This window comes from Ginsengibacter hankyongi (assembly GCF_008710285.1).
Taxonomy (GTDB): Bacteria; Bacteroidota; Bacteroidia; order Chitinophagales; family Chitinophagaceae; genus Ginsengibacter; species Ginsengibacter hankyongi.
Map to the genome: position 1 here is coordinate 2115047 of NZ_VYQF01000001.1, position 20983 is coordinate 2136029.

General features: G+C 41.0%; 25 protein-coding genes and 1 pseudogene. 14 read left to right on the top strand and 12 right to left on the bottom strand.

The features are described 5' to 3' along the window. Window positions 1-2: 2 nt before the first annotated feature. The 5 genes from dcm to FW778_RS08975 form a co-directional block, all read right to left on the bottom strand. Window positions 3-1253, bottom strand: a complete 1251-nt coding sequence (gene dcm, locus FW778_RS08955) for a DNA (cytosine-5-)-methyltransferase (protein ID WP_150414256.1) — start codon at window positions 1251-1253, stop codon at window positions 3-5. Next, complete coding sequence (locus FW778_RS08960; protein WP_150414257.1) at window positions 1250-1489, bottom strand: helix-turn-helix domain-containing protein; 240 nt, start codon at window positions 1487-1489, stop codon at window positions 1250-1252. The genes dcm and FW778_RS08960 overlap by 4 nt, the downstream gene beginning before the upstream one ends. 71 nt (window positions 1490-1560) lie before the next feature. Next, entirely contained in the window at window positions 1561-1974 is a 414-nt protein-coding gene (locus FW778_RS08965; RefSeq protein ID WP_150414258.1) for a very short patch repair endonuclease, read from the bottom strand. A 227-nt stretch (window positions 1975-2201) separates the two neighbouring features. Beyond that, on the bottom strand, window positions 2202-3191 hold the full coding sequence (locus FW778_RS08970; RefSeq protein WP_150414259.1) for a Gfo/Idh/MocA family protein: 990 nt from the start codon (window positions 3189-3191) through the stop codon (window positions 2202-2204). A gap of 212 nt (window positions 3192-3403) precedes the next feature. Beyond that, a complete protein-coding gene (locus FW778_RS08975) occupies window positions 3404-3847 on the bottom strand; it encodes a very short patch repair endonuclease (protein WP_150414260.1) in 444 nt (147 codons plus the stop codon). A 113-nt stretch (window positions 3848-3960) separates the two neighbouring features. Here FW778_RS08975 and FW778_RS08980 point away from each other — a divergent pair, with 113 nt between their 5' ends. Together FW778_RS08980 and FW778_RS08985 are read left to right on the top strand one after the other, a co-directional pair. Then, the gene (locus tag FW778_RS08980) at window positions 3961-4593 is read left to right on the top strand and encodes a DUF1326 domain-containing protein (protein WP_150414261.1); all 633 of its coding nucleotides are present in this window, start codon (window positions 3961-3963) and stop codon (window positions 4591-4593) included. 45 nt (window positions 4594-4638) lie between these two features. Then, window positions 4639-5403 carry a DUF2182 domain-containing protein gene (locus FW778_RS08985; RefSeq protein WP_202552129.1) on the top strand — a complete coding sequence of 255 codons (765 nt, stop codon included), beginning with the start codon at window positions 4639-4641 and terminating at the stop codon, window positions 5401-5403. Between the two features lie 49 nt (window positions 5404-5452). On the opposite strand, the gene FW778_RS08990 is transcribed toward FW778_RS08985, so the two are convergent. After that, a complete protein-coding gene (locus tag FW778_RS08990; RefSeq protein WP_150414263.1) occupies window positions 5453-5563 on the bottom strand; it encodes a PDDEXK family nuclease in 111 nt (36 codons plus the stop codon). Between the two features lie 164 nt (window positions 5564-5727). On the opposite strand from FW778_RS08990, the gene FW778_RS08995 reads away from it, so the two are divergent. Next, on the top strand, window positions 5728-5967 hold the full coding sequence (locus FW778_RS08995; protein WP_150414264.1) for a hypothetical protein: 240 nt from the start codon (window positions 5728-5730) through the stop codon (window positions 5965-5967). A 2-nt stretch (window positions 5968-5969) separates the two neighbouring features. Then, complete coding sequence (locus FW778_RS09000; protein ID WP_150414265.1) at window positions 5970-6287, top strand: type II toxin-antitoxin system RelE/ParE family toxin; 318 nt, start codon at window positions 5970-5972, stop codon at window positions 6285-6287. Between the two features lie 38 nt (window positions 6288-6325). On the opposite strand, the gene FW778_RS09005 is transcribed toward FW778_RS09000, so the two are convergent. Then, on the bottom strand, window positions 6326-6520 hold the full coding sequence (locus FW778_RS09005; RefSeq protein ID WP_202552131.1) for a hypothetical protein: 195 nt from the start codon (window positions 6518-6520) through the stop codon (window positions 6326-6328). Between the two features lie 74 nt (window positions 6521-6594). On the opposite strand from FW778_RS09005, the gene FW778_RS09010 reads away from it, so the two are divergent. Then, on the top strand, window positions 6595-7116 hold the full coding sequence (locus tag FW778_RS09010; protein ID WP_150414266.1) for a DUF6933 domain-containing protein: 522 nt from the start codon (window positions 6595-6597) through the stop codon (window positions 7114-7116). Here the strand turns inward: FW778_RS09010 and FW778_RS23705 are convergent. Further along, window positions 7076-7195 (bottom strand): annotated as a pseudogene (locus tag FW778_RS23705) (hypothetical protein); the annotation flags it as partial. The gene FW778_RS09010 and the pseudogene FW778_RS23705 sit on opposite strands and share 41 nt — an antisense overlap. Window positions 7196-7244: 49 nt before the next feature. On the opposite strand from FW778_RS23705, the gene FW778_RS09020 reads away from it, so the two are divergent. From FW778_RS09020 to FW778_RS09050, 7 genes are all read left to right on the top strand, one after another. Further along, entirely contained in the window at window positions 7245-7535 is a 291-nt protein-coding gene (locus FW778_RS09020; RefSeq protein ID WP_150414267.1) for a nucleotidyltransferase family protein, read from the top strand. Next, window positions 7528-7884, top strand: a complete 357-nt coding sequence (locus tag FW778_RS09025; RefSeq protein ID WP_150414268.1) for a HepT-like ribonuclease domain-containing protein — start codon at window positions 7528-7530, stop codon at window positions 7882-7884. The genes FW778_RS09020 and FW778_RS09025 overlap by 8 nt, the downstream gene beginning before the upstream one ends. Window positions 7885-8376: 492 nt before the next feature. Continuing rightward, window positions 8377-10485, top strand: coding sequence for a multicopper oxidase domain-containing protein (locus tag FW778_RS09030; protein WP_150414269.1), 2109 nt, complete (start codon window positions 8377-8379; stop codon window positions 10483-10485). Between the two features lie 228 nt (window positions 10486-10713). Further along, entirely contained in the window at window positions 10714-13077 is a 2364-nt protein-coding gene (locus FW778_RS09035; RefSeq protein WP_235906178.1) for an alpha-L-rhamnosidase-related protein, read from the top strand. A 506-nt stretch (window positions 13078-13583) separates the two neighbouring features. Beyond that, window positions 13584-14906: an IPT/TIG domain-containing protein gene (locus FW778_RS09040; RefSeq protein WP_150414271.1), complete on the top strand. Its 1323-nt coding sequence runs from the start codon at window positions 13584-13586 to the stop codon at window positions 14904-14906. A gap of 11 nt (window positions 14907-14917) precedes the next feature. Continuing rightward, the gene (locus FW778_RS09045) at window positions 14918-15406 is read left to right on the top strand and encodes a hypothetical protein (RefSeq protein WP_150414272.1); all 489 of its coding nucleotides are present in this window, start codon (window positions 14918-14920) and stop codon (window positions 15404-15406) included. Window positions 15407-15583: 177 nt separating this feature from the next. Next, complete coding sequence (locus FW778_RS09050; protein WP_150414273.1) at window positions 15584-16426, top strand: energy transducer TonB; 843 nt, start codon at window positions 15584-15586, stop codon at window positions 16424-16426. A gap of 150 nt (window positions 16427-16576) precedes the next feature. Here the strand turns inward: FW778_RS09050 and FW778_RS09055 are convergent, their stop codons facing one another. Both FW778_RS09055 and FW778_RS23080 read right to left on the bottom strand, forming a co-directional pair. Next, window positions 16577-16822, bottom strand: coding sequence for a hypothetical protein (locus FW778_RS09055; protein ID WP_150414274.1), 246 nt, complete (start codon window positions 16820-16822; stop codon window positions 16577-16579). Window positions 16823-16833: 11 nt separating this feature from the next. Then, window positions 16834-16983: a hypothetical protein gene (locus FW778_RS23080; protein ID WP_202552133.1), complete on the bottom strand. Its 150-nt coding sequence runs from the start codon at window positions 16981-16983 to the stop codon at window positions 16834-16836. Window positions 16984-17251: 268 nt separating this feature from the next. Here FW778_RS23080 and FW778_RS09060 point away from each other — a divergent pair, with 268 nt between their 5' ends. After that, entirely contained in the window at window positions 17252-17893 is a 642-nt protein-coding gene (locus FW778_RS09060; protein ID WP_150414275.1) for a hypothetical protein, read from the top strand. A 540-nt stretch (window positions 17894-18433) separates the two neighbouring features. After that, window positions 18434-19084, top strand: a complete 651-nt coding sequence (locus tag FW778_RS09065) for a C40 family peptidase (protein WP_150414276.1) — start codon at window positions 18434-18436, stop codon at window positions 19082-19084. 281 nt (window positions 19085-19365) lie between these two features. On the opposite strand, the gene FW778_RS09070 is transcribed toward FW778_RS09065, so the two are convergent. Continuing rightward, a complete protein-coding gene (locus FW778_RS09070; RefSeq protein WP_150414277.1) occupies window positions 19366-19524 on the bottom strand; it encodes a lmo0937 family membrane protein in 159 nt (52 codons plus the stop codon). Window positions 19525-19952: 428 nt separating this feature from the next. Continuing rightward, window positions 19953-20495: a DUF2911 domain-containing protein gene (locus FW778_RS09075; protein ID WP_150414278.1), complete on the bottom strand. Its 543-nt coding sequence runs from the start codon at window positions 20493-20495 to the stop codon at window positions 19953-19955. Between the last annotated feature and the right edge of the window lie 488 nt (window positions 20496-20983).

Sequence of the window (20983 nt, forward strand, 5' to 3'; positions counted from 1 at the left end):
GGCTACTTAATTTTTGTTTGCATAGTTTCTACAACCTTTTCTCCAATCGCTTCTATCAAAGGCACTACAACAGAATTTCCAAACTGCTTATAGGATTGATTCATGGATACAGCATTTACTATATAATGATCTGGATATCCCTGAAGTCGGGCGGCTTCTCTCTCTGTAAGTCTTCTAGGGTTTTTATCTTTTTGCGGAATAAGAATTTCAGAGCCGTCTTTATAATATCTGGCGCTCATGGTTCTGCTTATACCATTTAGGTCTGTTAAGCCGAAACCGAAACCATTCCCTTTTTCTTTATGTTTCACCGCATAGTCCTGCAAGTACTTCCACAAATGATCGGATAGAGTATATTTTGGATTCACCTTATTCTGTAAAATATCTTTGAATTTCCTTTTGGTATCTGTAATATCAGGGAATTGAAAGTTTTCTTTCCCTTTATAAACGTTCTTATCAAATCCCACCATAAAAGTTCTCTCTCTGTTTTGCGGAACAAAATATTTTCCATTCATTATTTTAAAATGAAATGAATAATCCAATGCCTCCAATGTTTCCTTAATTACTTTGAAAGTTTTATGTTTATCGTGTGTTACAAGATTTTTTACATTCTCCAAAAAGAAAGCCTTTGGTCTATGCTTTTGTATTATATCAGCAATATGAAAAAATAAGTTCCCTTGTTTGACATCATCAAATCCATGAAGTCTTCCTAAACTTATTTTTTTTGAAACTCCCGCTATTGAAAAGGGCTGACAGGGAAAACCTCCGCACAATAAATCAAACTTATCGGGTATCCATCTCTTGGTTTCTTCTTTTGTAATGTCTCCGAAAGGGATTTCTCCGAAATTTGCATAGTAAGTTCTTTGTGCATACTTATCCCATTCAGAAGAAAAAATACATTCGCCCTGATGCGCCTGCATTGCAATTCTAAAACCACCTATTCCTGCAAACAAATCGATGAAGGTGAACTTTGGGAATGCGGGTTTAGGAAAAGGTATATCCTCATCGAACTTGAATAGATATTGCAGCGCTTCCTCGGCGACAGCGTTGGTAATTTCTTCATCGAGATATCCATCCAACAATTCTTTGGTAAATTGAATTGCGGTTTTTTTTAAACTTTTTTTCCTTGATCTTACATAATGACTTATAAGTGCTGACCTATAATTATCAGGACCAAATAAAACTACTTTCCAAAGCTTTTCTGAAACGATATGAATCTTACTACTTAATAAACTAACTTTTTCTTCTGCGATCATTTACTCTTCTTTTTTCCATTAAATAAATCCTGATTAAAAAAATCCTTGAAACTCATTCCCAGCCCGGAACAAATGATTTTAGCGAGGGTATCAACAGACACGTTTCTTTTACCATTCTCCACATGATTCATAAATGTTCTGTCAACGTCTGCATTCCATGCGACAGCTTCCTGTGTGAGATTTTTTTCGGTCCGCAATTCTTTAATTCGCAAACCAATCTTCGTTTTGATATCCATATGGCAATAGTATTTTATGTGACTTAAAGTACATTTGCTTTTAAGTCACGTTTGATAACTTTTAAAAAGTGTCAGGAAAGTTTTTTGAGGAGAGTAGTTAGTGTTTTATCAATCTTTGAAGGCTTAAGATTGCATTCCCATAAATTAATAACTTTCCAGCCTTCTTTCTTTAAGGTTTTAGCAGTCTTTGCATCATTGGCAATGTTGCCGTTTATTTTATTAAGCCACCATTCAGTCCTTGTTTTGGGAACAACAAAATATTTACAGTTGTTATGCCCATGCCAAAAACAACCGTGTACAAATATTACCGTTTTATATTTTGGCAAAACTATATCGGGTTTGCCGGGGAGTTTTTTATCGTGTAGCCTATACCGGTAGCCATGTGCATGTAAAAATTTACGCACCAGCATTTCGGGCTTTGTGTTCTTGCCTTTAATGCGGCTCATATTAAAACTTCTGGTTGCTTTATCGTGTACATCAGCCATTGTATAAAGATACACTGCGTGTTATCTATCTGCATCCAAACAGTCCTCAAAAATTAATTCATATAAGCGCTTACATAACTATATTAATAAGATGGCCACGTCGTTGTTTCTCCTCCCTGTAATTTATATATTAATTTACCGGCTGATTATTTTTTTATTCCCTGGCACACATGCTTTATAGTGCGATACGTATGAGTTCTCACATCTGCCACCTCTTTACCCGGTTGTTACAGCCTAACGAATTGTTGACTTTTTGCACTTTCGAAAAAAGCTTCGATCACCTTCATATTATTCACTCCATCTTCCAACGGAGTGGGTACCGGTTCGTTATTTAATATCGCTTTGGAGAAAGCATCGCCTTGCAGCGTATATTGATTGATGGTATCAAAAACCGTTTCTTCCGTTTCTCCTTTTGTATGCAACCATAGTTTTGTGGGCCGGTCGGGCGGGGCATTAAAGGGTATATCAATTTCTATCCTGCCATCCGTGCCAAATATATTCACACGCTGGTAAGGGATTAATTGTGTGGAACAGGTAAAGGTGGAGGTGCCGGTTTCAAAATCCATCATCCCCGAAGCGATGCGATCGGTCTGCATTACCGGGTCATATGCTGCAATGGCTGAAATGGCCGATGGTTCTTTACCAAAGATGAAGCGGGAAAGGGAAATATTATAACAACCGATGTCCATGATCCCGCCGCCGCCAATGTCTTTCTGGTTTCGGATATTGGCAGGATCGGCATTGAAATAAGAAAAGAAGGAATGAATAGTTCTCAGCGTACCGATCTTTCCCTGGTCCACCATTTGCTTAGCCAGTTGCCATTGGGGGTGAAAGCGGTACATGAACGCCTCCATGATCTTCAGTTGCGGGTATTGCCTGGCTGCCGCCATTAATTTTTCTGCTTCCGCCACAGAGAGTGCAATGGGTTTTTCGCAAAGCACGTGCTTGCCAGCCTGCAATGCTTTGATGCTCCACGGCACATGCAGGTGATTGGGCAGCGGAATGTACACCGCGTCTATTTCCGGATCGCTGAGCAATGCTTCATACGAGTCGTAAACAACGGGAATTTTCAGTTGGGTGGCTGCAGTGGTTGCCTGTTCTTTATTGCGTGAAGCAATCGCCACTACCTCACAAAATTCTCCGGCCTGCATGGCGGGGATCACTTTTTGCCTGCCGATATTGGCTGTGCTCAGGATGCCCCAGTGTACTTTTTTCATGATATGTTTTTATTAGATGCTGCTGCCAGCGAATCCCCCTCTTCTGTAAGGTTTTCCCGGTTGCCTGAATTTTTTATTCGCAAATTTATTTTTGTTGTAATGTCCGAAACCTGTTTTACTGAACTATTAAAGACTGTATGTTGTATGATACGAAGTTAATTTGAAAATCGAATTGACAATGCTGTTTGATGTCGGATAAAATACATTTGCCGTTAAGCCAGGTTGCATAGATTGAAATAGGAACCGGGATGGGGTAAGTGTTCTTTTGGTGTTTGCCTGTTTAAGAGGGCCTTCCCTTGGACTAATAATTTTCCAGCTTTCTTTAATGCTGTAACAGCTTTTGCATCATTGGCAATATTGCCGTTTATTTTATTCAGCCACCAATCATTTCTTGTTTTGGGTACAACAAAGTATTTACAGTTGTTATGTCCATGCCAAAAGCAGCTGTGCACAAATATCACAGTTCTATATTTTGGTAATACAATATCCGGTTTTCCAGGGAGGCTTTTATCGTGTAGCCGGTACCGGTAGCCATGTGCATGTAAGAATTTTCGTACCAGCATTTCGGGCTTTGTATTTTTGCCTTTAATGGCTGCCATTCGCCACGGCGAACAAGTTTTTTTACTTCTTATTTCTTTACTATGCACATCTGCCATTGCATAAAGTTAGCAGTTAAAAAAAAGAAGAATGTAACCATTGCGGGCCTTGTATTTTTCCAATAATATTTTATATTTGGTAATATAATTTTCCCATTTTAAAACCCGGGTGTATGCCAGGCAATTCATCACCACAATGGAGAATGGAAGCAGAATATCTGCAAAGCTGTAACTGCGATTATGGGTGTCCGTGCAATTTTAATGCGCTACCCACCTACGGCAACTGCGAAGCGTTAGTAGCATACCACGTACGCAAAGGCTATTTTGATACTACCTCCCTGGACGGGGTTATTTTTGCCTGGGGATTGTGGTGGCCAAAAGCCATTCACATGGGCGATGGAGTGGGCGCCCTGTATGTAAATAACAGCGCCACTGAAGAGCAGGTGAAAGCTATTGAAGCCATCACCAGTGGTAAATACGGCGGCGGCGTATTTGCTATATTCCCGTCTACTTTTAAAAGCACCCTGCCCACGACGCTGGCAAAGATTGACTTTCATTATCACCCTTACGACGGCTGGTTTACCGTAGAAGGCGCCGGCGAAGCTAAGGCGGAACACATCAGGAATGCCGTAACGGGCAAACTATTTGAAGGTGAGTTATTATTACCCAACGGTATTGTATTTAAACGGGGCACCGTCGGCAGCGTTGACTGGCATTGGCAGGCAAAAGGTTTTTCTATTAAACATGAAAAGAAAAATTGCCATTCAAGCATTGCTACCTATGCCAATGAAGGCTGCATAGCCTGATGCAAATGGTATCCCCGGGATTGATCGATTATAAAAAGCGGGCCATTGGAAAATCTCCTTAAAAAAGATCGTTTCATTACTATTGTTGGTCTTGTAATCATTTCCGCCTTGTCGTGGCTGTACATTATTTATTTATACAGGCAAATGGCGGTGATGAATATGAACGCGGCATTCTTTGCCATGCCGATGACGCAATATTGGACGGTAACCGATTTTGTTTTATTGTTCGTAATGTGGCTGGTGATGATGATTGCCATGATGACTCCGTCGGTTACCCCCCTGATCCTGATTTTTGCCATGGTAAACCGTAAAAAAAGGGAGGCTCAAAGTCCCTTCATACACACGGGGTACTTACTGGCCGGTTATTTTTTAATATGGGCTGGTTTTAGTTTGCTGGCCACGGTGCTGCAATGGGCTCTGCAGCAGGTGTCGCTGTTAAACGCTGAAATGAAAACAACCAGTAAAATACTGGGCGCCACCATCCTGGTAGTTGCAGGAATATTTCAGTTTACGAGATGGAAGAAGGCATGCCTCCATCACTGCAGCACGCCTCTTAATTTTATTCATCGCAACTGGAAAGAAGGAAAGAAGGGCGCCCTGCAAATGGGCATAAAGAACGGAACCTATTGTCTCGGATGCTGTTGGGTTTTAATGGTGCTGCTCTTTTTTTCGGGTATTATGAATTTGTTATGGATAGCCCTTATTGCCCTATTTGTTCTTATTGAAAAAACGGTGCCTCATCCAAAATGGATTTCATCTGTTGCAGGCATTGCATTGATTGTGTATGGGATAATAGTAATGATGTATTAATCATGGGCCTGGTGGAGTGAGGTGAGCTTGGGTCGTGTAGCCTATACCGTTAGCCATGCGCATGTAAAAACTTTCGTACCAACATTTCAGGCTTTGTATTCTTGCCTTTAATGGCTGCCATATTTTTACTGCGGATTTCTTTGGTGTGTACATTGGCCATGAGTTAAAGTTAACAATGTATTATAGGTTTAAAGCAACACCTCGTGATAAAAACATGTTTCTGACCCGGTTTGACTTGTACTTATAGTTTTTTATTTTTGTGTAAATGACTGCCTGGTATGATAAATGGTTACCTATATTTGAAGGGGTTAAAAAAAGTAAATTATGAAAACAGCAGAAATACGGAAACAATTACATAGCTATCTTGAAGTAGCTGACGATAAAAAAATAAATGCAATTTATACAATGGTGGAAGATGAAATAAAAGAAACTATCGTTGAATACAGTCCTGAATTTAAGGCAGAATTAGACAGCCGGGTTAACTATTATTTAAAAGGAGGCAAAATGGTTTCGCCGACTGAAATGAATAAAAGACTCCAGTCGTTAAGAAAAAAAAGAAAGTAGCAATGTCGTATAAATATGCGTTTGACCCCATTGCTGCTGATGAATATGAAAATGCATTTAATTGGTATGAACAAAAAAGTATAATTGCCGCTGATAATTTCATCCTGGCCGTTCAGAAAGCCATAACGGCTATATGCGCTAATCCTTACAGGTATCGCAATATCTACAAAAAATTAAGGGAACTTAATTTGAAGAAATATCCTTATAATTTGATTTATTTTATTGATGACGATAAAAAACTGATCACAATTATTTCCGTTTATCATCACAAGCGAAATCCTAAAGGCAAATATGATAAGTCGAAGTTGAAGAAGAAGTAACGCCTGCCTGCCGCCAGCCATGTACAAATATTACGGTTTTATATTTTGGTAAAACCCGCCTGACCGGCCGGGCAGGCAATGTCAGGTTTGTCGGGGAGTTTTTTATCGTGTAGCCTGTACCGGTAGCCATGTGCATGTAAAAACTTTCGCGTCGGAATTTCGGGCTTTGTATTCTTGCCTTTAATGCGGCTCATGCTAAAACTTCGGGTCGCGGTATCGTGCACATCTGCCATTGTTCACAAAGGTACCACCACAGCCCAAACCATCATCGTCATGAAAAGCAATTTTCCGGGCTTAATTTTACAGAATGATTATTCTTCATGTAGTACAAAAGCTTTTGAACACTTCAGGATTGAAGCCCGTTTTGTATGTGTCAGAGCCATCGGAAGGGCAGCAACTGCATTCATGGTATGCAAAGCTGGTTCCTACGGGCTTTGCAGGTAAGCTGATGGTGATGTACGTTCACGAGCCATCGCTGTTGGCGGTGCTTACGCAGGGAAAAAGTATAAAAACCACATTGCCGCGGTTTTATGAACGGCTGCCGCTTTTGTTGCAACGGTGGGGTTTTAACCCGGATTTTATTGCCCGGGAAATGAAACTGGTGCAGGAGGGTTTTGTTGTCAGCAAAACGGATAGCCGCTCTATGCTGGGTGTCATGAATGAGATGACGTTGCACGTGGAATTGCGCGGCCTTAAGTATTCTTCATTCGGGCTTATAGACCTGGATCGTGAGGAAGATATTTTGATGGAATGGCTCAGCTTCGATAAAGCCTTAGGCAGGTTTCGCTTTACGAATGAGTATTGGAAAGCGAAAGGAGTACTGTTGTAACTTCCGACAGGATTTTATGTTCATGACAGAAACAGCTGTGTACAAATATTACTGTTCTGTATTTTGGTAAAACAATAACGGGTTTGCGGAGGAGGTAAAGTTCTTAGAAATTATATTTACTTTGCAAGATGTACACACTGCAAGACATATTACATACATTACGCAAACATAAACCTGAACTGCAACGCAAATATCCTGTTGCAAGATTTGGAGTGTTTGGCTCCTACGCCCGCGGGGAAGCCACAGAGAAAAGTGATATAGACATTGCTGTAGATATTACCGGCCCGATGGGATTAAATTTTGTTGCCATGGCCGATGAAATAGAAGCGCTTTTTGGCATCAAAACAGATGTAGTGCCCAGCCGCTCTATAAAACCCGAATACCTGCCTTTTGTAGAAAAAGATATTGTATATGTCTGAAAGAAAGCCGTCTGTTATCATTAAAGACATTTTAAATTGTATTGACCATATACAAATGTATACCGGTAATCTTACGTTCACTGACTTTTCAGCCAACTTCATGGTTGCAGAAGCATGTCTTTATAATATCCAGGTAATTGGTGAAGCAGTTTCACGAATTCCTGATGAGATAAAAGAAACTGAAAATCAAATTCCATGGCAGCTAATAAGAGGCATGAGAAACCGGCTGATACATGAATATTTTGGTACCGATTTGCAACTTGTATGGAATGTAATAAAAAATGAATTGCCTTCGTTCCGTGATGAACTGGAACGAATTAATAATTCACTTAAAATTCAAAACAGGTAATTAATATATTGTCACGACGGATTTTTACAGCATAGATTTTAAATTATAATAAATGTTCCGTGAGACCTCGGCGCGTGAGAACACTTTCGTTCGGTTGCAGCCATTCTTCAAAGTATTTGGATGACTGCAAAAAATTTTATTCGAGTATGGTTGTACGTTATGTTACTTCGCATAAAAGAATTTAGCCGGATGGGACGCTCAAAGATTAACTAACAAACTGTTGGCGGGCGACGCCAGCAGCAGCTGGGGGTAGTCATGGGCATGTAAGAAATTTCGCACCAGTATTGCCGGGCTTGTATTCTTGCATTTAATGGCTGCCTTTCGCCAGGGCGAACAAGCTGTTATTACTTTAATGTGCATATCGGCCATAATATAATTTAGTTTTTTATCAGGCGCAGGATTCTTGCAACACGAAGTGCAGTTTTTATTTAAAATTTTGTGTGCCGGCTGCGTTTTTTCGCCATTCCGTGCGTGAGAAGATCATCAGGGGTTATGACCAAAATCAATGATTCTGCCCGTTCCCGTTTTTATCTTACTTCCAATTTCTCACTCGCAAAACTTGACGTTATGAAACAGGTATTGAGTTCAATAAAACTTTTTTCAATTTTTTTCTTTTTTATATGCTTTACTTTTCCACTTCGGGCACAAGAGCTGCTTGACCCATTGTCGCAACCGCGGTTTGTAAATCCGTTGCCGGTTCCTCCAGTAATTGATGGAAGCAATGGCGGCACATTTACCGTTTCCATCAGCCAGTTCTACCAGGACCTTGGATTGCGTAATCCAATAACAGGCACGCCAATGCTTACCCCCGTTTGGGGTTATAACGGCACTTATCCGGGGCCTACCATTGTGGCACGCAAAAATGTGCCCTTACATTTTTTTTGGAACAACAATCTTTACGATCCCTCCACATTACAGCCATTACCTCATTTATTACCTATTGACACAACAATTGAGTGGGCACTGATGAATGAAGCTGGCTGGCGGCAATACGGCGTTCCCACGGTAACGCATTTACACGGGGGACATACAGAAGCTGCCAGCGATGGAGGACCTCTTGCCTGGAACACTCCTTTCTTTACTAAAAAAGGCCCGGATTTTATTAAAGGCCAGAACGAACCTTATACCTACAACAACGACCAGGATGCAGCTACGCTCTGGTATCACGATCATGCCTTGGGTATTACAAGATTGAACGTTTATGCAGGGCTTGCCGGTTTTTATGTGCTTACTGACGATTATGAGCAGCAGCTGAAAACACAGCATAAATTGCCTGCCGATGCGTACGACATGGGTTTGGTAATTCAAGACAGGATGTTTACCAACGATGGTAAATTATTTTATCCTGCAGATCTTGAAGAGCAGGGTGAGATATCGACCAGTATACTGCCGGAATTCTTTGGCGATTTTATTTTGGTTAACGGGAAGGCGTGGCCGGTTTTGGACGTGGAGCCGCGGCAATATCTTTTTCGCATCCTTAACGGATCGGACAGCCGGTTTTATAACCTTTTCTTATCCGGCAATAATACCTTCACCAGGGTAGGTAGCGACCAGGGACTACTGCCTTCGCCGGTACCTGTAAATCAAATGCTGATAGGGCCGGGGGAACGCACAGAAATAATAATAGATTTTGCCAATCCATCTTTGCAGGGGCAAACCATTATTCTGCGTAACAATGCGAAAACTCCATACCGGGCAGGAAAACCTAATGACCCACGAACAACAGGACAGATCATGGCTTTTCGTGTAAACAAGACTCTGAACACAAGTATTCCTTTAAGTATATTGCCTGCAAGGTTGCTTCCTTCAATAGCGCCGTTGGTACAAAACGGGCCGGTGAGAAAATTGCTATTGGCCGAGGGTGAAGATCGGTTTGAAAGAATAGAACCGATACTCGGTACAGTGGATGGGGGCGCAATGGATTTTGACGAGCCGGTAACAGAAAATATAAAATTAAACGACACCGAAATATGGGAGTTTTATAATACAACGGTAGATGAGCATCCCATTCACTTACATCTCGTAAAGTTCCAGGTGCTCAGCCATCAGAAATTTACCGGTGACCTTGATCCGGTAACTAAAAAGCTGACTAATATTCGTTTAACAGGTCAGCCGCAATTATATAACCTTGATGAGAAAGGCTGGAAAGATACGCACATAGTGCCTGCCGGGGAAGTAACAAGGGTGATTGCAAAATTCGACCGCCCGGGTAAATATGTATGGCACTGTCACATCCTTAGCCATGAAGATCACGATATGATGCGGCCCTTTATAGTAAGCGATACGGGTGATGCCAATGCTATGGCAAAAGCAACAGCTCGTGTAAAGATAGACGCGGCAGATGAGCTAAGATGGACTCTGTTACCCAATCCTTTCAACAGCAATGCCACTATTGAGCTCAACCTTCCGGAGGCAAAAAAGATAAGCATTAAGCTATATGACGGAAACGGTCGCCTTGTGAAACAAATATATAGGGGCGACCGTGACGCAGGTATTCAAAAATGGACCATTGATGGAAGTAGCATGGCCAATGGGGTCTATTTCTGCGAGGTCATGGTAAACAATTTAAAATTTTTAAGGAAGCTGGTATTACAGAAATAGATACCACTCGTTGCCGAAAAGGCCGTAATTGCGAAAATTTTATTTAGAATAGCGATAAAAAGTAAGCCAGCCTTTGATGTATGTAAGATTCTCCATGTACCAATGAAATTGACAACAGACAACCTGCATTGACTTAATTTTATTATGAGAATTTATTTATAGTTCTCTCCTTTTCCAACGTACGCTTAACAATAAATGATGACTAACTATTGCAGGTACTGTTTGGCAGTGCTTATTATGGCGATTTCTTCTACAGCACGCCCGCAAAGTAAATTTTCTTTGCAGCAGGCAAGTGGCAGGTTGCCTCACCTCTTTGGCAAAAAGAATAATGACCGTTACCTCTGTGTTACGGCCGGCGACAGGTTGTACGCTATCGGGAACCAGGCGGGCAATTTCCCTTCAGTGGGTTTTCATGTGCCCGGCCAAATGGGTGGTATCTGGCAGCATCCTATAAAGCTGCTAAATGGTTTTCGATTAACCCTTACCGATAGTAATACCGGGGTGGTTGCGCATGCGGATACCTGCGACCACTTTGTTACCTGTTCCTTCACTACCCAATATAGTTACCAGTTTCCGCAGGAGCAGCTTTCAGTAACCAGGACTGATTTTGTGCCGGACGGCATGCCCGTATTGGTTGTAGAATATGCCCTTACCAATAACGGCAATGCTGATAAGGACATTACTTTACAATTGGCTGCGGATGTGAACCTGATGCCTGTATGGCTCGGCGAAAGAAGCGGCATGATAGACACTACCGATGCGCTGCTTTCTTATGACAAAGAAACCGGGACTGTATTTTTTAAAGACAATAATAACCCATGGTATGCGGGCATTTCTGCCGAAGGCAGGCATATAGACTTTAAAGGGACGCAACCATCACCTTATCCCGATAAAGGCATCACCGGAAATTTATCTGCTTTAATACATGTGGCTAAGGGCGCAACAGCATTATTGCGTTTCTATATTTCAGGGTCAATAAAAAATAAAGCGGAAATACAGGTAAACATTGCGAAGGCAAAAAAAATGTTGCCGCAATTGTTCCTGGCAAAAGAACGGCGTTATCAGCAGCTGGAAGAAAATGCAAAGATTGATATCCCTGATACAGCTTTGACAGAAGCATACCAATGGGGTAAGTATTCCAGCGACTGGCTCGTAAGGGATGTACCGGGAATGGGCCGGGCCATGAGTGCAGGTTTGCCTGATTATCCGTGGTTCTTCAGTAATGACCAGGCGGCTACTTTCCCTGCATTAACAGGAACCATTCAGCCAGGTATTTTTTACAGTTCATGGAAAATGCTGAAGCAGTTATCGTACAAAACAAATGGCGATAACGGCAGTATCATTCATGAAGCCTCTACTAACGGTGCGGTGTATGCTACAGGAAGAATGGAAGAATCGCAGCTGCACATTATTACCGCCTGGGATATTTTTAAATGGACAGGTGATATGGAATTCCTGGCTATCAATTATGCACAGGGACAAAAATTATGGAAGTGGCTGCAGGAGCATGATACGAATCACAATGGTTATATTGAAGGCTACGGAGGAGTAGAGATTGCAGGCCTTAATGCGGAGATGCTGGATGTGCAGGTAGCAACCCAGCGTTTTTTGGAAGTGATGGGAAATATGGCAACTATTTTAAAGGATACAAAAGCCGCCGGCAATTACCATGAAAAAGCGGAACAACTGCGGAAAAATATCAACCGCGATTGGTGGGTGCCCGGGGAAAAAAGGTATGCTGATTTTATATCTTCCAAAGAAAAAGCGATTGACATTATTGATTCGGCGCTCGCAAACAGGGTTCACCCGGATAGAAACAGCTGGGCACTTCAAAAACTAACGGCATTAAAAACATCTATCCTGGACAACACGTATACTGCCAAAGGATATGTTGTGTATTATAATTCATCCGGCATCGGTCCGCTGGAAGAAGGGAGTGCCGATACGGTCAAAGCACTCCAGGCATTTCAGCAAATAGGGCTTTTTACCAATAAATTTGGAATGTACATTTCAGGAATAGAAAGGCCCGACGATATCCATATGGATGAAGGCTCTTTTAAGCATGACAAAGAATTTAATTACAACAGGGCTGTAATGCCTGCTGCCATTGCTAACCTTGCCATTGCCGTGTGCCGCTATGGTAACCCCGACACTGCTCTTCAGTACATTCATACTATGTTACATTCATTCAGCTTTGCTACACCGGGAACCATGTACGAGGTATCGCCTGATTATGGAATGTTTGTACAGGCGTGGAATATCCGTGGAGTAAATATTCCATTAATCCATTATTTTTTTGGTATTGATCCCCTGGCATATAAAAAGGAGATCACTCTTCGTCCTGGTTTTCCTTCTGCATGGAAATATGCTTCCATTAAAAATGTAATTATTGGTGATAACCTGCTTTCTGTTAATTACCATACAACCACCGCGGGGAATGAATATATTATTACAACTACGAGGCCACAGTGGACGGTGAAATTGTATGTGGGTCCGTACAGGACCGTATTGGTGAATGGTAAAAATGTGCGTCCTGAAAATGGATGTGTTATCTTGAAAGAGAAGTTGAATAAGGTTCGGGTTATTGCATAAATGGTAAGGATATGATTTTTCCTTTTCTTTTGTCTTGATACAAAAGAAACAAAAGATCAAGGACAACCCTCCTTCGGCTATGCTCAGGAGCTCCGCCCGTTTGTCCGGCCAACGCCACCGAAGTGTTGTGCTGATTGGATGACTGAAAAAACTTTTTATTCGGGTATGGTTGTGCGTTATGTTACTTAGAACAAAAGAATTTGGCCGGGTGGAACGCTCAATGATTAACAAACTGTTGGCGGGGACGCCAAAGATGAGCAGGAGGTAGTCATGGGCATGCAAGAATTTTCGCACCAGCATTTCGGGCTTTGAATTCTTGCCTTGAATGGCTGCCATCCCGAAAAACGGGACAAGTTTTTTTACTTCTTATTTCCTGTGTGTGCAAATCGGTCATGGTGTAAAGTTACCTGACACAATATTTATAGCCAATTAAGCGTATTAGTTAAGATGATATTTATACATCGCCCACTTAGCAACCTTACCAAACTAAATCTGCTACTGCAATCATGAAAAACCTATTCTTATTAATCGTATCTCTATTCTGCGTTACCCTTATTACAAGTTGTAAGAAAAGTGATACGCCGGCAGCGCCGCCCGGTGTTCCTTCTATTTCCGGCTTTTCACCCGGTATAATAGGCACCGGTTACCAGTTAACTATCAACGGAAGTAATTTTAGCCCAACTGTCGTTGATAATGTTGTAACCATCAACGGAACACCCTCACAAGTTGTATCAGCTTCACCAACACAATTGAAGGTAACGGTAAGTGGTACTTCCGGGTCAGGGAAGATTGGTGTAACCGTGGGCGGAAAAACCGCGACTTCTGCGGATAACATTAAGGTAATAAGTTTATATGTAACAACTCTTGCCGGAGATGGAACTGCCGGATCAACAGATGGTCCTGGCCCCTCGGCCGATTTTAACGGTATATGGGGAGTTGTTTGTGATGGTAATGGCAACCTGTATATAGCAGACACTTATAGTAACAAAATAAGAAAGATTTCAACAGATGGAACGGTGAGCACCTTTGCCGGTACCGGCGCCCAGGGTAATAATGACGGGGCCGGAAGCAGTGCAACCTTCAGCCTTCCCTTTGGAATAGCCATTGACAAAGACGGAAATTTGTATGTTTCTGATTTTGGAACGAATAACATTCGTAAAATTACCCCGGCGGGTATTGTAAGTACATTGGCAGGGAGTATTTACGGAACTACAGGTTCCCGTGACGGAACAGGAATAGCAGCTACTTTCAACCATCCGGTTGGCATGGCAACAGATGGGAATAATAACATTTATGTGGCCGATGCAGGAAATAATAAGATTAGAAAAATTACCCCCGGGGGAACGGTAACCACATTGGCAGGCAGCGGCGCTTCCGGCGCAGCGGATGCTACAGGTGTGCTCGCAAGCTTTAATCAGCCGCTCTCAATTGTGACCGATGCAAATGCAAACCTCTATGTTTCAGAAGAAGGTAATTATAAAATAAGGAAGATTACTCCTGCTGGCGATGTTACCACGTTTGCGGGCAGTGGCATTTCGGGCTCCGCTGATGGAACGGCAAATACCGCAAGTTTTAATTTCCCGGTTGGGATGATAATAGACCCGGCCGGTGATCTCATTGTAACAGATAACTTTAACGGCACTATTAGATTAATAAGCCAGGCAGGCATTACAGCTACCCTTGCGGGAAATGGTAATAAAGCTTCAATTGATGGTATTGGCTATGGGGCATGCCTCGATAATCCACTAGGTATAACAATGGATAAGAATGGTGTGATGTATGTGCTGGATAACGCCTCAAACAAGGTTAGAAGAATTATTTTACAATAAAATCAAAAAATATGATAAAGTTATTTGCTGTTTTTTCCTGTTTGCTTATGTTTAGCATCGGTTGCAAGAAAAAAGAAACCGCTCCTAAAGCGGTAGTTCCAACAATGAGTTTTGTTGCTGATGGGCAAAATGTCCAATATTCCGGAGATCCTACCGGCTCTTCAGAGTTTATAGGTATAGGACTTTATACCTATGGAGGAAGTGCTACAAATACTAATTATGTAATTTCCGGCGGTGTAAGCAACACGAATTATATGATGTTGGGATTGGTGGGATCGCACCCACTAACAAAAGACAATGCCGGTACTGCAACTTTTACTAATTTTAACTTTGTACGGAATGGCGAAAGTTATACCTGTACTGGTAATTGTAAATTTACCCTTACAGTCTCAGCAGATAACCTATTGAGTGGAACATTTAGCGGGGCATTTTATTCAACAAGCAATGTAGAACTTACGGTGAACAATGGAATTTTTCAAAATGTTGCGAATACGCAGTAATTATTGTTTTGATAAATGTTTACCATAGTTAAAAGTTCCAAAGGCCTCCATTTGCAACGAGGTCTAAAAAATAAAATCGTTTATTCTTACGCGTAAAATAAATGGGAACGATTAATGACAGCTGTTACTGCTAAGCGTTAGTATTGTTTTATATTTTTTACTTTAACCAAAACTATTATGAAATACCTCTATACCTTATTGCTGCTTCATTTTTGTTTAGGAGGCTTTAGCCAAACCCCGGCAACTTTTTATTTTGACATGTATATGAACGTTGTTCAAAAGCACGATGCAATTATATTCGGCACCGGCGAATGGAAAGACAGCCTGTATGCCGTAATCTGTCATTATATTAAAGGCCATAAACCTGCAGGTATCTTTCATTATACTGATGCTACCCTCAGCATACGGCAGGGGCCATACGAATATGATGGTGAATATGAAGGAATTCAAACGAAGGGTATGTATAGTAAAGGAGACAGGGACGGCCTGTGGCTGACAAGGTATGGTGACGGGCGGCTTGATGACTCAACATTTTTTGACAAGGGCACTGCCATAACCAGTGTACACTATTATTACTACCCTGATAAGCACCTGGAACTGCTAACGGAAGATGATGTTATAGATCGGAAATTTTATGCGCTTGGGTATACTAAGGGCGGCCAGTTATTTTCGGTTGACAGTACTGAGGAAGATTATACCAATGTATCCTTCGCAGAAGACACCGTTGCACAGTTTCCCGGTGGCCCTGCCGGCTGGACGCGTTATATAACAAGACAAATACAGGCACATATAGACGAGCTGACCGATAAGGATTATGGCACCGTGTTGCTGCGATTTTTTATAGATACCTCAGGAAATATATCAAACGTAAGAGCTCTCACCATGGGTGGATCTGTACTGGCCGCCATTGGCATAGAGGCCGTGCAAAAAGGTCCGGCCTGGATACCGGCACGTCAAAAAGGAAAAAATGTGAAAGCTTTCAGGATACAGCCGATAACACTTACCAATCCTGATAAGTGATTTAAGATTAAGAGTTTTTTTATTTCAGGTTTTGTATTCTTGCCTTTAGCTGCCATGATTTTACTGCGGATTTCTTTGGTGTGCGCATCGGCCATAATATAAAGTTTGTTTTTTACCCTGTGAAGAATCCTTACGACACAGGTGCAGGTTTTATTTAAAATTGCTATTGATGCTTTCCATAACAGCTTTTACCAATTCACGGTCAATAGGTAAATTATTATTTACATCTTCATTGCTAAGAAGGGCCCGGTAATTTCGCTCTTCGTCGGGCTCAAGAATGATGCTTTGGCCATCAATGTCAACTACAAACCGGTGGGTGTAACCTGTCACCTGCAGAGAGGCCGGCAGCATTCTTTCCTGGCCTTTATAAATCACCGGTAATTCAAATTCTTCCATGGCTGTCTCATTTAATGATGTACTATTCTCTTCCACAATACGTAAGCCCGCAGTATAACCAGTATAAGTGCTGCTAACAGTAACAGGTACACGATAATTACTCTTCTTGTTTTGAAAGATTTGGGTTCCGTATTTTCAAAATCATTTAAAGGATCTTTCATTTATTATGGGGTATTGATAAATATATGTTATCCCTAATCGGTATAACAAAATTTTCTGCCGCGATCAGGCATAACCATCCCGCTGCCTGACTTTTTCTTCAGCCGATATTAGAATAGTCACCGGTGTTGCAATTAATTAAAACTATTATTAATTTTAGTAATAATATGTTTTAATCTCCCCTGGATAACTGTATTTTTAATTGACCACACCTGTTACCAGTATTGGATCTGCAATTCTATTTTTCACTATAACAGTAAAGTAATCGCTATGGCAAATGAAAATTCTACGGGGGAAAAAGGACGCGGCTCGTTTTGGGATTCTACCCTGGGTACGATAACAAAGGTTACGGCTTTGCTTACAGCCATTACGGGACTTATATTAGCCGTAAAACCTTTTCTAAAAAATAATGATGGCGGCTCCCCCGGTAATGTAACGCATGGTACCGGCACCGATACATTGAAGCCCCCTCCTGCCATAGACTATCATAGCCTGGCTACGGATATGGCCAACGCATGGTGCAGCAATTTAAAAAGTAATAACCTGGATGAACTGGTATCCAATTCGTCAGTACCTTTTTATGCTGATAATAAAATACTGAATTCCCTTGCAGAAGTGCGGGATTCGTACAGCGCCATTGCAAAAAATTTTTCGCGGCCGCCCACCCGGGACTCGATGGGCAATGTTATTTCCGGTGCACCGGAACTTGTTGAATTGAAAATCTATAAACTCTCGGAGCTGAAAAACCAGGGATTTGACGTGAGCCACGACAGGCTTTTCTCAAGTTTGAACCTGGAAGATGATCCTTTCGTTGGGGTACTTGGATTCGGTAACAGTGGCCGTAAAGATTATGTTGAATTGGTTTTCAGGAAAGTGGGGAGTACTTTAAAAGTTGCCGGTTGGTGGGATTAGATGCCGGAAAGTTAGCTTAAAACAAATTGACATTAATATCATTAAAGCGATTCAGGTAATTACAAATTATTTTCAATCTTTCGCAATTAATATTCCTCAACTGATCTTTTTGTTATGCACAATTGATAAAAAAATTCAATTAAAGTATCACTTGTGATGGTTACTAATGCTGTCCGTCTACAAAAGAGTATATACAAGAAGAATTAAATGCGTTGTTAACGAAGTCAACTCCGGCAAGGACGCAAGTGTGATATCTGTGATGCCAATCTTCAGAGTATCTTGATGCCTGCAAAAAATTTTATTGAATAGGAACATGGTGGAGCATCTTTTTGTGAAGCAGGGACAAAAGAATTTTGTTGGGTAACGCATTTTATTGATTACAGGGGCCCGAACTTTAATATTAGCCAGATATAAACCTAAAGGCCTATTAGAGCCTTTTAAACATTTCGCCAAAATATAAATTGAAATCTTTACTTCATTCATGCGTTAGATAGGCAGTATTCACCAAAGGAGAGTTTTTTCCTTTAAATCAGACGACTTATGAGGAAGAAAATTTCAATGTGTATGATGATTACATTTTTTTGTATTCCCGTATATATGCGCTGCAATAATAATTTCAGTAACACAAATTCAGTTGCAGGCGATACGGTTAATAACACCAGGGTTATAACAGGAGATTCAGTTATTATTAAACCTGCAATTCTGGTTGCCCATGGCCCAGTTGCTGTCCCTGCAAAAATTTTGGGGAATGCCCGAATAGATTCTATTGTTGAATTTGCTAAAACACTTATTGGAACCCGCTATTTATTTGGCTCTGCCGACCCCTTGCATGGATTTGATTGCTCCGGTTTCATTACGTACGTTTTCAACCATTTCAGAATAATAGTTCCAAGATCTTCTATAGGTTTTACAAATATTGGCAAAGAGATTTCATCAGCAGATTCTGAGAAAGGTGATGTTATATTATTTACAGGAACGGATAGTGCAGAAAGATTTGTTGGCCACATAGGAATTATTATTTCCAATGAAAACGGGAATATTCAATTTATACATTCATCGTCCGGCAAAGCAAATGGAGTGGTGATAACTGTTTTAAACGATTATTATAGACGGAGATTTGTAAAGGTAGTCAGGCTTTCAACCAGTGAAACTCGTCCCTCTTCCGGTAAGGATAAAATGGAGCCATTGTAGCCGCCCATAAAATTTCGCAGAGACAACCTACCTGTCTGCAACAAGCCCGAACACCTCTGATAATTGGGAGGAAGTTGGCGCACGTTAGATTGAACCGGTGTATTTCGCCTTCGTGTAGGCGTACCAGTTATTCTTAACTTACAGGACACTTGCAGAGATTTGAATTACCAGTTCAACCAGGCATCCTTTCAAAAAGGTCCCCGTTTATAACAACGAAGACCTGTATCAAAATTACCAACCACCTCGGGTAATTATCATTAAAGCACTATATCTTATACCCGCTAAACCGCGTTACGGCCTGTTACCAGGTTATAAATTATAGCGATAACTGCTATCACCAATAAAATATGAATTAGTCCGCCTGTGAAGAAACCTCCCAGGAAGGAGATGGCCCAAATTACGATGCAGATTACTGCAACAGTCCATAAGATGTTTGTCATGTTTAAGAGTTTTAGGTTAAAAATGATTTGTTGTTATCTATACATATAAAAATCTGCCAAAAAAAATAGTTTATTGATAATCAACGGGTTAGATGCAGCGAAATCGATGCCTGCAAAAATATTTATTCCGAATAGGGGAAATAGATACTCAAAATGGAAACTTCGGGGGTAAATCGTAACTTAAAATTAATAGCTTCATTATTAAAAATCATTTATGCTTATAACCCTGTCTTCGTTACATAGTCAGCGATCATAGGATTATTCGGGTAGTCGTAATAGTTATACATGATTTACAGGATACCAGGTATCATTTTTATGATAGCACAGCCCGCTATTTTCTTACTTCTCATCAAAGATGGAAAGGATGTAAATAAAATTGCCTGGTATTATTAGTTATAATACCAGGCAATTTCAAAAAGCAAAGAGTGTTATTTTATTGAAACCGGCACTTCCAGATTTTCCCAATCAAGGGCAAAGCCGTTGTTATCTATCACAAATTTCATTCGTTCGTTGAAACTTGCTGATTTAACCGGCTTAACGGTTACGCGTAATACATCGCTGGCAGGCTCCTCGGTTGTACTTTCATCATTTTTTACACCCCACTGTCCCGTCTTGGAATTAAAAATAATCACCCATTCTTTTTCTCCCGGTATAGTATATAAGCTATATTTTCCGGCAGGCAGATTTTTACCTTCCACCACGATATCCTTATCTGTTTCAAAAATAGTAGCTTCATTGGCTCCTGTCCGCCACACTTCGCCATATGGAACCAGCCCACCCCAAATCTTTCTTCCTTTCACCGCGGGGCTGCTGTAATCAACGGTAACAGTTGCTCCCGCTACTGTGCCGGTGGCAGTTGCCGGCGGGCTGGGCCGCTTCGATTTATCTTCAGCTTGCGCCAAAACAAGTGAGCTTATGAATACTCCTAACAAGGCTAAGACAAGGCCTTTTGACACCATGATTTTTTTCATTGTTGTGAGTTTAATAGTTTAAATAATTATTTTTCAAAGAATAAAAGTAATCATTTCGGAACATGCTTTAACAAAGAAAAATGTGATTTATAAATCCTGGTCATCAATAATTTCAGCTTTTAAAAAACATTATGTTAATAAGCGATTCAAGGGCGCATAGTCCTCTTTCCCGTCCCGGCAATGTTTTCACAGTACACTTTCAATCATAATAAATCCCCTGTGAAACCCCGGCGCAACATCATTGATTTCTATTATATAAATAGAATATAATTAACTTTTCCCGCCGGGAGATTTCGGGTAAACGTATCCGTTATATAAGAGATTTGAAGTGAAAATAACTCTTGAACTTCACCGGTACCGGTGATTCGGCGACTTTTTGTTGGTGGTTTGCTGATGTTTAATTTAAATCAATGCTGTTACTTCCTATCGTAACTCTATTCAATCATGTATTATATGCTCTTCCTTCTCTATTTCAAAGCTACCAGTTG